Below are 14,835 nucleotides of genomic sequence, written 5' to 3'. Positions count from 1 at the left end.
ATATCTCTACTATCTAAGGAACCTCTTTCCTTGTCTGCACAAGCTTGCTTGTGAACTCAAAATATCCTTCACATCTTTGACTTGTTATTTATTTTCATATACCTTAATTTACCCTAATTTAATACTATGTTTCCTCTATTATAATACCACAAAAAAGGAGTGCCACATAGACACTCCTCTCTAACTCACTTAATAATCTTACTATTAAGCAGCTTGCTCTTCTTCTTTTCTTCTTGTTGCAATGTACATTGCTGCACCCATTATAGCAACTAAGAATCCCATTGAAATAAAGCTATTTGTTCCTGCTACAGAACCTGCTTGAGGTAATTTAGAAACTGCTATTGTTTGCTCAAGAGCAAAGTAATCGCTACAGTGATCTAAAGTTATTACAGCGTAACCATCTTTATCAACATTAACATCTGTTTGAACCTTTTCATAAGTTCCTTTTTCAGGGAAGTATCTAAAGAAAGTTACTGTTTTATTAGCCCACTCAGTTCCCATAAATACTTTTATTTCAGCCTTTCCTGGAAGCTCTCCATCATGCTTAAAGGAAAGCATAAATACTGGAACTTTAGCATCTAACATATCTTCAACAACAGTATTGATTTTTGATTTTAGTGAGTCGTCTACAGTTTTTAATGATAAATCTATATCCATAACCTTAGTTATATCCTTACCATTAAAGGTCCAAGTTACATTTCCAGCCTTAAAGGTAACAACTTTATCTGTTCCTTTTAAAGCTTCGAAAACTTCTTTATCCACTGTAGTATCCTTAGATGCATCTACAATTATTTTAGTTATATTATTATCTTTAATATTGTTTACTATTGTAGCTGTATCATTATCTATAGTTGGAACTTCAACTGGAGTTTCATCTACAGTTGTATCTTCTCCTTTAACTAGTAAGTCTTGTTTCTCGAAAGCAACTGATTTAGACTTCTTAAGTTCTTTAATCATTGCATCTCTCATAACAATATTTGTATCAGTAAGGTTCTTGTTTCCTGAGAAGTTATATCCATCTCCATTAGTTGCCATGAAGTCATTAGTAACTATTTTATAGTACTTATCTGCTTCTATCTTAGTTCCATCCATTAATCTGATAGATGTAATCTTTTCTCCTACTGGTTTAGTCTCATCATAGAATACTTTAATTCCATAGTATTGAATCCAACCTACTCCGTTATTTGGATTTATGCCATGTTCTAAGTTTTTCTTAAGGTCTGCTCCTGTAAGTTCCATTGTAACTAAAGTATTATCAAATGGGAATACTGTATACATATGTCCTACTGTTAGCGGTCCTTTAGAAAGTGGTGCTCTTATACCACCACCATTAGTTAATCCAATTTGAGCTCCTGTAATATCCATCATCAATTTTGTATTAAATTGTCCAAGAGTTGTAAGTCCTGCAGTTTTATCGTGGTCTAAGTCATTCTCTAAAGTTGTAACTACTTCATCGAGAATTGGACTTAACTCTGCATTATATTTGTCATAGATAGCTTTTGTAGCTGGATCCTCTGGTAAATCTTTAACTTTTCCAGATAAATCCTCTAAAGTTGAAATTCCATAAACTTTATCATTTAAGAATCCTAAAGAGATTTGTCCAATAGCTCTACCATTATTTCCAGCTTGAATAACAGGTATTCCATTTACTACTCCATTTACTACTTGATGTGAATGAGCTGTGATTATGGCATCAACACCTTTAACAGCTTTAGCAAAATCAGCTCCCTCACCTGTGATTACTTTTGTATTTTTATCTTGGAAAGTTCCAAGGTGAGATAAAACCACTACTGCGTCAACTTTTTCAGTTTCATTTAAATAAGTTGCCCACTCATTTGCAGCAGTAATTGGATCTCTAAATTCAAGATTTTCAACATTAGCTGCTAATGTTTTAAAGGCAGTTTCTGGAGTTGCAATTCCAATTAAACCAATTCTCTTTCCTGCTTCAGTAATAATTTTATATGGTTTTGCAAATTCAACTGGTTTTCCAGTTTTCTTATCATAAATATTTGAAGCTAAGAAATCAAAACCTCCATCTTTAGCCCAAGTTTCTATTTTATTTGTTCCCCAGTCAAACTCATGGTTTCCTAATGCTGATGCTTCAACTTTTATTTCCTTAAGCATTTCTGTAATAACTGAACCATAAGTTAAGTTGGACATAGCGCTTCCTTGATAACTATCTCCAGCTGATAAAACAGCATATCCATTGTTAGAATCTTCTAATGCAGTGTATTTTTTAACTGCAGCAGCAAACTTAGCTATGCCTGGATTTTTGCTGCTTGCCTTACTGTCCACTGTTCCGTGGAAGTCATTAAAGGTTATAAGATTAGTTGTTTTTCCACCTAAAGCTTTAATCACATCAATAGTAGTTAAACTCTTAATGTTTGGAGTTCTACCATCAGCTGATTTAGGTATTGTCAACGTTCCTTCTGAAACAAGTTTTTTAGCTTGTTCTCTAAGTTCATTATCAAAAGTATATCCTGTTACCTTCCAGTTGTTATCAACTACTGGAGTAATAGTTCCACCTTTAACCTTAACAATATAATCCCTGATGAAGTCTCTTACTGCTGAAATTGGTTCTGCTGAGGAATCATATACAACTTGTACACCTTCACCCTTGTATAATCCTGATTCAGAATTAAGTAGAGTGGTATTTGCTCTATAGTTATTAACTGTTAAATATATTTCATCACTATCTTTTACAACTGTTCCATCATTATAAGTTAACTTCTCTATTCTAGCGCCTGGTTCTTTTGCTATGTTAACTTCATACTTAACTCCACCAAACATATCATAGTTGTAAATTCTAACTTTTTCATTGAAGGAAACTGTTAAATCTCCTGGTTTGAAAGTATTATAGTAACTTGCTGACCATTCCATATATTTCTTTAATTGAGCACCATTAACTTTTAAAGTCATTAATGTATTATCAAATTTATAAACCTTAGAAGTATCAGCCTTTTTGATATCACCTTCAGCTATATTTGCTCCTGGTTCAAATATAGCAGCTCCTGATACATGACGAGCCCCCGTAGGAACATTTTTAGCATAATGCATTTGTGTATTTAAGATTAAATCAACTACTGCTGAATCTTGAACTTGAGCTTGAGTTATTCCTTTAAACTCCTCTGCTGGTGCAAGTTGTCCACCTTCAAGCTTACCGATAACTTGTCTAGCATCTACTAATGCTTTCTCATGGTAAGGTTGAAACTTTGCTTTTAATGCCTCATCATCTGCAACTTCTTTAGTATCCATAAGTTTAGAGGTAGCCGCTGTAACAGTATATTTTCCACCTTCTTGTTTAACTGTTAGTTCAGCAACTGATAATTGCTCTCCTGATTTACCTGGCTCTGTTATATAAGCATTATTTACTTTTTCCCCAACAATTTTTGAATGAGCATGTCCCGCAATTATTAAAGAAAGTTCTGGGTTAGCCTGAGCCACTTCTCTTGCACTATCCCCATTGCCATATTCACTGTCTATTCCCATATGCATTGAAGCTATAAATACATCTGCTTTATTTCCATCCTTAAGTTCTTTTATTACAGCTTTAGTTTCTTCTACTGGATTTTTAACAACATAGTCTTTTAGGTTTGGACCATCCCACTTAGTAATGTGTGGAGTTACCATACCTATAATAGCTATTTTAATACCATTCTTTTCAACAATTTTGTATGGTTGTCCTAATCTTTCTCCACTTGGTTTGTATACATTTCCACACAACATAGTTGTAGTTGTTAATCCCTTTACAACCTTTTCAAGGGCTGGAACTCCATAGTTAAATTCATGGTTTCCAAGGGTAAATGTATCGTAACCCATTTCATTCATTCCTAACATCATTGGATGTACATTCTCATTTAGGAATAAAGATGACGAATTGTCCTGAATTGTGTCCCCATTATCTACTAGAATTGTGTTTGGATTTAGCGCTCTTAATTGCTTTACCAAAGTAGCAACCTTAGTCATACTACCTGAAGTTATTGCAGCATCTGAGGCATATTCCCATGGATAGAATCTGCCGTGCAAGTCTGAAGTTGCAAGAACTTGAATTTTAGTATCTTGCGTTTCAGCATAAGCCGTTATTAAGTTTACTGGAGATATGAAATTAATTACTAAAGCAAAAGCTAGTAGTAATGCACCATATCTTTTTGACTTAAAAAGTTTCATAACTTTCCCCCCAATTATATACTTTCTCACAAAGTTCTACATTGTAAAACATTTGTGGATAATACAAATTATACCACTACAGTAATTAAAATAAAATGTTATATATCTTTACTAATTTAAAATTTATGCTACTTTTTTCGACACTTATTCTTTTAAATATAACACTTTTATCTTGTACCTATAATTAAAATAAAAAACCTTTAGAAGTATTAACTCCTAAAGGTTAGTTATGTTAAATATATTAATTACATTTGTAACTACATTAAATTTATTAAGCTAAGATTAACAGGTTTAATTTACTGTTTGTTTATTTAAATCTTTGTTTTTTTCCCATGGAATTAATAAAACAAGTGTAACTTATACCTTATTTTCATTAACTTCTACGAGATGAGTAAATTAGGTTTCATCTTTCAGTATTATGTAAATTGCGAAAAATTATTTTTACAGATTTTATCGCTTTAAAACTTTAGCAGAAAGTAAAGCTTTTGCAATAAGTTCCTTGTTGGCATTATACATGGTTACCTCAACTTTTGAATAGTATCTTCCTCTGTCTAGAACCTCTGAATAAATATCTATTACCCTTCCCATTTGTACAGGCTTCATAAAGTAGGAAGTAAAACTATCTATGGCTACATTAGTACTTGTATTTTGCCTTAAAGCTATAGTTCCCATAGTAGATAATAACATATTTAATGAGTTCCAGGAAGCAGTTCCTATAGAATCTAGCATTTCAGGAATTATCTCTCCCCAAAAATGCATGGTATCCTTATTAGTTTCAAATTCAAAATTCTTAAGAATTAAATCATCCATGGTTTCACCTACATGTGGTTGTCTTAGAACTAGTTGCATAGCTTTAATTACATCTTCTCTTGATATAACCCCTACCAACTTCTTTTTCACGACTACAGGGCAAAGTTTTATTCCTTCCCAAGCCATAATATGTGCAGCATAAGCTACAGTAGTTGTTGGCATCACTACAATCGGGTCCTTTATCATTATACTAGCGATAATTTCATCATCCTTATTATCCTTAATATCATTTAAGGTAACTATTCCAATTACTTTTTGGTTTTCATCCACAACAGGATATCTTTCATGCTTTGTTTTATCAATTAATTCTTTAAGTTTTTTTACTTTATCATAGCTGGTCAAATACTTTGGATTTTTTTCCATTATATCTTCTACTAATATTATTTCTTTTTTAACGTTATTTTCAAAAATTGCTTTATTAATCATACTCGCTACAGTAAAAGTGTCATAGGTGCAAGAGATTAGAGGAAGTTCATTTTCATCTGCTAATTCTTCAATTTCCTCACTACAGGAAAATCCTCCCGTTATTAAAACAGCACAACCATTTTCAAGGGCAAGCCTTTGGGCCTCCTCTCTGTTTCCTACAATAAGAAGGGCTCCAGGACTGATATATTTTTTTATTGTTTCAACTTCCATAGCTCCAATAACAAACTTTTCCAAGTTCTTATGAGCTCCTTGTTTTCCTCCTAGAAGAGTTCCATCAACAATGTTTACTACTTCACCAAAGGTAATTTTGTCTATATTTCTTTTTTCAAGTTTTTCTACCCTTACAGTTCCAACCCTTGGAACTGTGTTAACAATACCAATGGATTCACACTCTTTAATAGCTCTATAGGCAGTACCTTCACTTACACCTAAATCACTACTAACACCTCTTACTGAAATTTTCGTACCAATATCTAGAGAAAGTATATACTTAATAATATCCTCATGCTTTGACATACTCTACCTACCTTCTTTATGTAGCTCCTCTGCAATTTTTTCTATTCTTCTTAATCTATGGTTTACCCCAGATTTACCTACTGGAGGATTAAGCATTGCCCCAAGCTCCTTTAGTGACTCATCAGGAAATTCTAATCTTAACTCTGCTACTTCCCTTAAGTTTTTTGGCAACCTATCTAATCCGATTTCTTCTTCAATTAATTTTATACTCTCTACCTGGCGGACAGCAGCATTTACTGTTTTACTCAAGTTTGCAGTTTCACAGTTAACTAACCTATTCACATTATTTCTCATTTCCTTCATGATTCTTATATTTTCTAGTTGGAGAAGTGAACTATGAGCGCTAATGATGTTTAGCAAATCAACTATTTGTTCTCCTTCTTTAATGTAAATTACAAAGCTATTTTTTCTTTGAATAACTTTTGAAGAAAGACCATAGGTATTTATTAACTTGCTTAGTTCTGTAGCATAATCAAAGTTATGAGTCACGAATTCTAAGTGATAAGTCTTTTCTGGATTACTTATGCTTCCTCCACCTAAAAATGCCCCTCTTATATATGCTCTTTTCTTTAATTCATCATTAATCATATTTTCTGGTATTCCATAATTAATTGTTAGTAATTCTTCTCTTTCCAAAACTCCTACTTCTTCCAAGAGAGTTCTTACATCGATATCCTCAGGTATTATAACTACATAAACATTATTTTTCTTTAATGAATTACTTCTCTTTACAAGAAGTTTTGTGTGCACATTAAAGTGCTCTTTTAATATCTTAAAAATTAATCTAGCTATAGCAGGGTTTTCTGTTACTACCTTAAAACTAACAGACTTATTTGTTCCAAGTCCTAAAGTCCCACTTGCCTTCATTATGGCAGATAATTCTGCTATAGCTTCTTCTTTTGATAAATTTGTATATCTGCAAATTTCATTCTTAACCTTTAGTGAAAATGACATTTCTTTACTCCCTATTTCTTTTAGCTTCTTTTAATTTTTGTGATAGATAAAAGAACTCTAATATTCTTTTTTCATCATAGAATAATTTTTTTCTCATTACTGTTTCAACTAATATTTCTGCAAGTTTATCTTCGTTGTGTCTTACATATCCATTCTTAATTCTAACAATGTTTGCTTTAATATATTCCACATCCAGATTATCACTTTTAGACTTTTCCAAAACTACCGGAATGGAACCTTCCTCTAAATATTTCTTTTTTAAATCTTCACCAATATTTTCACCATTTACTATTGCGTAGTCTATAATTATACTGCCACAATGATCATGAATTGCTTTAATGTGATCTTGAACTGTAAAATTATCAGTTTCTCCAGGCTGAGTCATTATATTAGATACATAAATTTTAATTCCTCTAGTATCATTTAAGGCTTCTTTTATATCCCTTACTAATAGATTAGGGATTATACTAGTATAAAGACTTCCTGGTCCTAAAATAACAGCATCCGCCTCTAAAATTGCAGTTATAGCTTCCTCTACTGCTTTAGCTTCTTTAGGCTCTATAAACACACTTTCAATGGGTGAATTTCTTCTTACTGCTTCTATAGGTATTACAGATTCCCCTCTTACCAAGGAACCATTTTTAAGCCTTGCAAAAAGTTGAAGATTTTCTAAGGTTACTGGCAATACCCTTCCGGTAACTGCAAGTACAGAACAGGTTTTTTTTATAGCCTCTAGAAAATTATCTGATATGCCATCCATTGCTGCTAAGAATAGGTTACCAAAGTTCTGGTTCTCAAGTCTTCCATCTTTAAACCTATACCTAAATAAATCTTCCATTATAGGCTCAGTATCTGCAAGGGCAATGATACAGTTTCTTATATCTCCTGGAGGCAGAATTCCCAGGTCTTGTCTTAAAACCCCGGAACCTCCACCATCATCAGCTACTGTAACAATGGCTGTAATATTACTAGTGAACTTTTTGAGGCCACTTAGCATATTTGAAAGCCCTGTCCCTCCACCGATAACAACTATTTTAGGTCCCTTAACCAGGATTTTCTTTTCATAGATTAGTTCTCCTATATTCTTCTTACTTAGTGATAGATTTACTACTTCTAAGTTTAAAAGTGCAAACATTCTTTCAGTATAATTAGAAAATCCATAATAAACAGCAAAAACACCGATGAAAATAATTAAAATCCAAAACAGAATATAATCTAATCCAAAATAAAACTTATTTATAAGTTCCATAACGGCATAAACTATAAGTGCAATGCCAAAGACTGATTTCGCAAGCCACCGCTTAATTCCAATTCCTGGCCTTAGCCAGTACCTAAGCTTCATATCTTACCTGCTCCTCGATTTACATCCTCATTAATATCCCTGTGGTCAACAGTAACATTATGACCATTATGGCAAAGAAGCTCATAAATTTTATTGGCAATTGCCACTGAACGATGCCTTCCACCTGTACATCCTATTGAAATAATCAATTGTCTTTTTCCCTCATTTTTATAGTTTGGTATTAAAAATAACAACATATCAATTAGTTTATCTACAAAATCTTTAGTTTCATTTTTAGTAAGCACATAATCTCTCACTGGCTTATCTAATCCTGAAAATGGCTTAAGTTCAGGGATGTAGAAGGGATTTGGCAAAAATCTTACATCAAATACTAAATCGGAGTCTAGTGGAATTCCGTATTTAAAACCAAAGGAAACTACATTTATAAGAAGTTGGGTTTCTATTTGCCCCTGCTCTCCAAAATAATTTATGATTTCTTCATTTAGCTCCTTATTGGAGAGTTTTGTAGTATTAATAATTTTATTAGCTTTATCTCTTATAGCTCTGAGCTTTTTTCTCTCAATACTAATACCATTTATAACTCTACCATCGGGTGCTAATGGGTGTTTTCTTCTACTTTCCTTATAGCGCTTTACTAACACTTCATCTGTTGCTTCTAAAAACAATACTTCATATAAATATCCATCCTCATTAAGTAGATTTAAACTTTCAAATAAATCATCAAAAAATCTTCTACCACGGATATCAACAACTATAGCTATTTTATCAATTTTACCTTCAGTTTGAAAACAAGCCTCTGCAAATTTTGGAATTAATGTGGGTGGTAAATTGTCAACACAAAAGTATCCTAAATCTTCAAGACTTCTGATAGCTTGTGTTTTTCCAGCGCCTGACATTCCCGTCACTATTACAAATCTCATTTAATACACCCCTTTGCAAATTTGTATTCATTATTATTATCTTAAATTCATAATAAACTTATAAGACAATTTTATTATAAATTGAAGTATTGCTTATTAAAATTTTTCTTGAAGTTTTCTATGCTACCTGGATTGCTGTAAAGGAACTAAAATAACATCTATTCTTTTTACACCCTATTTAATAGAAGTTGTTTTACAATAATTTTCTACTTGAAAAATAGTGTTCAAACTTACACATAAGTCCATTAGTATATTTATATTACTTTTAATTATTATACCACATAATATATTATATTTAACATCTTGTTAATAACATACATAAATAATAAAAATACACATTGAAATTCAATGTGTATTTTTATGATATGTGAACTTTAAACAGTAGCCAAGATTTCCTTAAGTGCTTTTATAAATTTATGATTTTGTACTTCTGTTCCAATGGTTACTCTCATCCAACCTGGCATTCCTAATAAATAACCAGGTCTTACTATAATTCCAGCTCTTAATAATTTATCAAAAACTACTTTATCATCCACTAAAGTGTTCATCATAATAAAGTTAGCATTAGTCCTAGCATAAGGTAATCTCATTTTGTCTAGTTCCTCATATAAGTAGTCTCTGCCTTTAACATTAGTATCATGAACTAACCTTAAGAAGGCTTCATCCTCTAATGCTGCTATGGCTGCTTTTTGAGCAAATAGATTTACATCAAATGGTCCAATAATTCTATTAAAATATTCTCCTAACTCCTTATGAACAATACCATATCCGCATCTTAAAGCTGCAAGACCATAAGCTTTTGAAAAGGTTCTCAGTATTACCATGTTAGGATACTTAGGAAGTAATTCTAAGGAATCTGGAAAATTCTTATCAGTAACATATTCTATATAAGCTTCATCCATTATAATTACCACATTAGGTGGAATTTTACCTAATACCTTATCTAATTCTTCTCTTGTAAAAATAGTTCCAGTTGGATTGTTTGGGTTACAGAACCAAATAATTTTAGTTCTTTCAGTAATGGCGTTTACCATTTCCTCTATATCTAACCCATTATTTTTCATAGGAATTGAAATTACCTTTCCTCCCATTAACTTAACTGAAGCTTCATACCTTGGAAATGTAATTTCAGCCATGATACTTTCATCTCCAGGATTTATAAAAGTATTACAAATAACTCTTATAAGAGAGTCTGATCCTGTGCCGCAAAATACTTGTTCTGGTGATATTCCCAATCTTTTACCTATTGCTTCCTTTAGTTCGAAATTAGATGCATCTGGATACATATGAGTTTCATTGATAATATCATTAAGTGCTTCCTTAACCTTTGGTGAACATCCTAATGGATTTTCATTGGAAGCAAGCTTAATAACCTCCTCAAGTCCTAACTCTCTCTTAACCTCATCAATTGGCTTTCCTGCCTTATAAACCCCTAGGTCAAGAATTTCTGCTCTAATAGCATACCCCATTTGTTTTTCCCCCTTATTTATTTATCTATATAACTACAATATTTAAAAGTTTAAAAATTATGAATTTTCTTTGCGTTTTTTAAGGGAATACTTTATAAACTTACTATACAAGAATTATTTCTTACATATTAAGTTTATGTTTCTTCCCTTATGGCATCTTCCAAAAATAAGTAAGTCAGCGTCCTCATCTATTTTTTGTTATACTACTCCAACAGAACCCTTAGTTAGCTCTGCTATCTAAGGAACTTGTTACTTGTCAAAGCATGGTGAAAGAATAGCTAATCAGTCTACTCTCCTATTTTGCGTAATACTACGTTCACAAAACCTATTAATAGCTCAACTATAAATAGGTTCTGTGTCCTTGGTTTACTCAAAATATCCTTGGCATCTTCGACATATTATTTATTTTCAGATGCCTAAATTTTTAAACTAAGAAATACTGTAATTTTAAAATTATAAAGTCTATATATTTTTAGCCTTTATAATTTAGTTATCTTCCCCAATGATTCTAACTTCGGTGTGTAGTTCTACCCCAAACTTTTCATACACCTTAGCTTTAACTAATGAAATTAACTCTAAAACATCCTTTGCACTAGCGCCTCCCTTATTTATAAGGAATCCAGAATGTTTTTGTGAGACTTCTGCAGCCCCTACGTGGAACCCCTTTAGCCCAGCATCTTGTATTAACTTGCTTGCAAAATATCCCTCTGGTCTTTTAAAAGTACTTCCTGCTGAAGCATACTCAAGTGGTTGTTTTTCGCATCTTCTTTGTGTAAGTTCATCAATTCTAGTCTTAATCTTGTCTTTATCTCCATTTACTAACTCCAAGGTTACTTGAAGTACTATATATCCATGTTTTAAAATTGCACTCATTCTATAGGAAAGTTCTAATTCTTCCTTAGAAAGGCTTCTTATTTCACCTTTATTGTCTATAACTAAAGCACTGTAAAGTACCTTTGACATTTCACCATCATAAGCACCAGCATTCATTGTGGTTGCTCCTCCAATGCTTCCTGGTATTCCGCTAGCAAACTCAAAACCTGCAAGGCTTGAGTTTAAGGCAGCTGTAGAAACATCATTAAGTTTTGCTCCACTCTCTGCAATAATTTTATTATCTTCTACTGTAATTTTATTTAACTTACAAAACTTAATTACAACTCCTCTTATGCCTCCATCCTTAACTAAAAGGTTTGAGCCATTACCTAAAATAAAGTAACTCACATTACTCTCTTTGCAAAGTGAAATTGTCCTTTTTACCATATCATAATTAGTTGGATATACTAATGCATCTGCTGGTCCTCCAACTTTAAAAGAAGTATGATTTTTCATAGGTTCATCAAGTGCTACATTTTCCACTCCTACAATTTCTTTTAACTCTTTTATAAAATTCATATTCAAGCTCATTCTATACCTCTTCTTAATCATTATTATATACTTAGTATAAATTAATTTGCATTGCCATATCAAGGATTATTACATATTTTTTCCCTTTTCTCTTAAATAATTTACAAATTTATGTTCATCACTGTTCATTATTAACTCTTCTGGCATATTTAAATCTTTTATAAGTTCCTCAGCTTCCTTAAATTCTCCAATTTGAAAACAAGTATGTGCATCACTTCCAAAGATTATTTTAACCCTATGTTCCTTACATAACCTAGCAATGTTATAACAAGTAGCCTCACAACCTTTTCTTGCTCCTTTAAAGGAACTACTATTTATTTCAATAATAATATCCTTTTCTTTAGCTTTTTTTACAAAGGCTTCATTATCCATCGGAAAACTAGGATTCCCAGGGTGGCCAATAATCATTACATTTTGATTATCCATAACCTTTAGATAGGCATTAGTATGTTCTTCAACAGTACCTGGCTCAATACATACATCATGAAGACTAGCTATAATGTAGTCTAGGTTATTTTGTATTCTTTCTGGTATATCTATATTTCCTTGAAAGTCTATGATGTTAGCTTCACAGCCTTTTAATATTTTCACACCGTATAATTCTCTAGGAATTACTCTTAAGTTACCAAAATAAAACAAATGAGGTCCTCCTGGCATATTAGGTCCATGATCTGATACTCCTAAGACCTTGATTCCTTTATTAGCTGCTTCCTTTGCATTTTCTAATAACGTTGTGTAGGCATGGCCACTAGCTATTGTATGAGTGTGTACATCTATAAAATTTTTCATTTATCTTCCTCCTTTATACCTGTTCTTCTTTATAGACAAACTATCCTTCCGTAGTATGATTAAAGTATTCTATTATACTCTCAGCTGCTTTACTATCCATAGAAGGAGTGTCTATTAACTCTTCATAGGTAGCATTTTTTATATTCTCAATACTTCCAAACTTTTTAAGTAGTTCTCTTCTTCGCTTTTCTCCAATCTTAGGAATCTCTTCTAAAATTGAATAAAGAGTCCTCTTATCTCTTAAGGTTCTATGATAAGTTATGGCAAAGCGATGAACTTCATCTTGTATTCTAGTTATTAAGTGCATACATTGAGAGCTAGGTTTTATAGGCACTTCAATATTATCATATATAAGTCCTCGGGTTTTGTGCTTGTCATCTTTAACCATACCACAAACAGGAATATTTATCTTCAAGTCTTGGAGTACTTCTAAAGCTACATTTACCTGTCCTCTCCCACCATCCATCATAATTAAATCAGGAAAAACAGAAAACTTTCCTGCACTTAAAGCAATTTCATTATTTTTTATTTTTTCAACTTCTTCAAGGCCATGTTTAAACCTTCTGTATAAAATTTCCCTCATAGATTCATAGTCATTAGCACCTTGTACAGTTTTTATTTTAAATCTTCTATAATCACTATTCTTGCTTACCCCATCTTGAAATACTACCATGGTACCAACGGAATCCATTCCCATTATATTAGAAATATCATAGGCTTCAATTCTACTTGGTATTTCATCTAAGTTAAGAGTTTCTACAAGTTCAGTTAATGCAATAGTATGAAGTTCTTTATTTACTTTATGTTTAATTTTAAACATCTCTAAGGCATGACTTGCATTTTTCTGAACCATATCTAAAACCTTACGCTTTTCTCCCTTTTGAGGTGTTTTAATTAAAACTTTATATTCCTTTTTCATTGTAAGCCACTGCTCAAGAATTTCTATGTCTTCACAATGAGTAACATAAATATGCTTTGGCACAAAGGCAGTTCCTCCATAAAAACTCTTTATGAAATTTGAAACCACACTGTCAGGGCTTTCACTTCCTGTATCATCTAAAATAAAGTCTTCTCGTCCAACCATTTTCCCATCTCTTAAGAAAAAGATTTGAATACAACTATCTTTTTCATCTTGGGATATAGCTATAAAGTCTTCATTTTCAAAGTTTCCACTGATAATTTTTTGTTTTTCATTTATCTTTTCAATAGCTAATAACTTATCCCTTAGGGTAGCTGCCTTTTCAAAGTCTAGATTTTCTGAGGCTTCTTCCATTTCTCTTCTTAGTTTATCAGTTATATCCTTATCTTTCCCTGTTAGAAGGTCTATGATTTCATTGACAATTTTCCCATACTCAGTTCTTGATATTAATCCATCACAAGGGGCTTTACACAAATTTATATGATAATTTAAACAAGGTCTAGTTTTAGGTCCATCTTCTTTTATAATTCTTCTACAAGTTCTAAGAGGAAATATTTTTTTAATTAGCTCGTAAACAGTATAAACTGCACTGGCATCTGTATAAGGCCCAAAATATCTTGCGCCATCCTTGGCGTGATTTCTTGTAACAATGACCCTAGGAAACTCTTCATTTACAGTGATTTTTATAAAAGGAAAGTACTTATCATCTTTTAACAAAATATTATATCTTGGACTATATTTTTTAATTAAATTACACTCTAATATTAAAGCTTCAATTTCAGAGTCTGTAACTATATATTCAAATTCATCAATGTTCTTAACCATAGCCTTAACCTTTTCACTATGATTTTTAGAACTTTGAAAGTACTGCCTTACCCTATTTTTTAGATTCTTTGCTTTACCTACATATATAACTTCACCTAAAGAATTTCTCATAAGATAAACGCCTGGGCTATCAGGCAGATTCTTTAAATGAAATTCAAAATCAAACATAGTTTCACCTCCATAAAAACTGATTTATATATTTCTACAACTATTTGTAATATTTAGATTGCAATAAAGAGACTACACTAACAATAAATATACTTTTGCTTTTTTTATACAAGTTGCTTTTAATTTATTGAGTAATGTAGAAATTGCTACAATTTATATACTATC

At 31.9% G+C, this 14,835-nt stretch carries 9 protein-coding genes; all 9 read right to left on the bottom strand.

The features are described 5' to 3' along the window. Positions 1-204: 204 nt before the first annotated feature. Positions 205-4,167, bottom strand: coding sequence for a 5'-nucleotidase C-terminal domain-containing protein (locus B3040_RS18310; protein ID WP_291576487.1), 3,963 nt, complete (start codon positions 4,165-4,167; stop codon positions 205-207). Between the two features lie 450 nt (positions 4,168-4,617). Then, positions 4,618-5,919 carry a DRTGG domain-containing protein gene (locus B3040_RS18305; protein ID WP_291576485.1) on the bottom strand — a complete coding sequence of 434 codons (1,302 nt, stop codon included), beginning with the start codon at positions 5,917-5,919 and terminating at the stop codon, positions 4,618-4,620. A gap of 3 nt (positions 5,920-5,922) precedes the next feature. Next, on the bottom strand, positions 5,923-6,873 hold the full coding sequence (whiA, locus tag B3040_RS18300; RefSeq protein WP_291576483.1) for a DNA-binding protein WhiA: 951 nt from the start codon (positions 6,871-6,873) through the stop codon (positions 5,923-5,925). A 4-nt stretch (positions 6,874-6,877) separates the two neighbouring features. Continuing rightward, a complete protein-coding gene (locus B3040_RS18295) occupies positions 6,878-8,215 on the bottom strand; it encodes a gluconeogenesis factor YvcK family protein (protein WP_291576481.1) in 1,338 nt (445 codons plus the stop codon). Continuing rightward, positions 8,212-9,096, bottom strand: coding sequence for an RNase adapter RapZ (rapZ, locus tag B3040_RS18290; protein ID WP_291576479.1), 885 nt, complete (start codon positions 9,094-9,096; stop codon positions 8,212-8,214). The genes B3040_RS18295 and rapZ overlap by 4 nt, the downstream gene beginning before the upstream one ends. Before the next feature lie 374 nt (positions 9,097-9,470). Continuing rightward, positions 9,471-10,565, bottom strand: a complete 1,095-nt coding sequence (hisC, locus tag B3040_RS18285; RefSeq protein WP_291576477.1) for a histidinol-phosphate transaminase — start codon at positions 10,563-10,565, stop codon at positions 9,471-9,473. A 486-nt stretch (positions 10,566-11,051) separates the two neighbouring features. Beyond that, entirely contained in the window at positions 11,052-11,969 is a 918-nt protein-coding gene (gene murB / locus B3040_RS18280; protein ID WP_291576476.1) for a UDP-N-acetylmuramate dehydrogenase, read from the bottom strand. A gap of 69 nt (positions 11,970-12,038) precedes the next feature. Next, positions 12,039-12,758, bottom strand: a complete 720-nt coding sequence (locus tag B3040_RS18275) for a phosphatase (RefSeq protein ID WP_291576473.1) — start codon at positions 12,756-12,758, stop codon at positions 12,039-12,041. A gap of 40 nt (positions 12,759-12,798) precedes the next feature. Beyond that, positions 12,799-14,670: an excinuclease ABC subunit UvrC gene (gene uvrC, locus B3040_RS18270; RefSeq protein WP_291576470.1), complete on the bottom strand. Its 1,872-nt coding sequence runs from the start codon at positions 14,668-14,670 to the stop codon at positions 12,799-12,801. Positions 14,671-14,835: the final 165 nt, after the last annotated feature.

Origin of the sequence: Clostridium sp. UBA4548 (assembly GCF_002387895.1) — a bacterium.
GTDB lineage: Bacteria > Bacillota > Clostridia > Clostridiales > Clostridiaceae > Clostridium_J.
This window is presented reverse-complemented; position numbering and strand designations above follow the sequence as displayed.

Bases quoted from the DNA above. Each gene is read 5' to 3' on its own strand.
- B3040_RS18310 (WP_291576487.1), bottom strand. From the start codon at position 4,167: ATGAAACTTTTTAAGTCAAAAAGATATGGTGCATTACTACTAGCTTTT.
- B3040_RS18305 (WP_291576485.1), bottom strand. From the start codon at position 5,919: ATGTCAAAGCATGAGGATATTATTAAGTATATACTTTCTCTAGATATT.
- whiA (WP_291576483.1), bottom strand. From the start codon at position 6,873: ATGTCATTTTCACTAAAGGTTAAGAATGAAATTTGCAGATATACAAAT.
- B3040_RS18295 (WP_291576481.1), bottom strand. From the start codon at position 8,215: ATGAAGCTTAGGTACTGGCTAAGGCCAGGAATTGGAATTAAGCGGTGG.
- rapZ (WP_291576479.1), bottom strand. From the start codon at position 9,096: ATGAGATTTGTAATAGTGACGGGAATGTCAGGCGCTGGAAAAACACAA.
- hisC (WP_291576477.1), bottom strand. From the start codon at position 10,565: ATGGGGTATGCTATTAGAGCAGAAATTCTTGACCTAGGGGTTTATAAG.
- murB (WP_291576476.1), bottom strand. From the start codon at position 11,969: ATGAGCTTGAATATGAATTTTATAAAAGAGTTAAAAGAAATTGTAGGA.
- B3040_RS18275 (WP_291576473.1), bottom strand. From the start codon at position 12,758: ATGAAAAATTTTATAGATGTACACACTCATACAATAGCTAGTGGCCAT.
- uvrC (WP_291576470.1), bottom strand. From the start codon at position 14,670: ATGTTTGATTTTGAATTTCATTTAAAGAATCTGCCTGATAGCCCAGGC.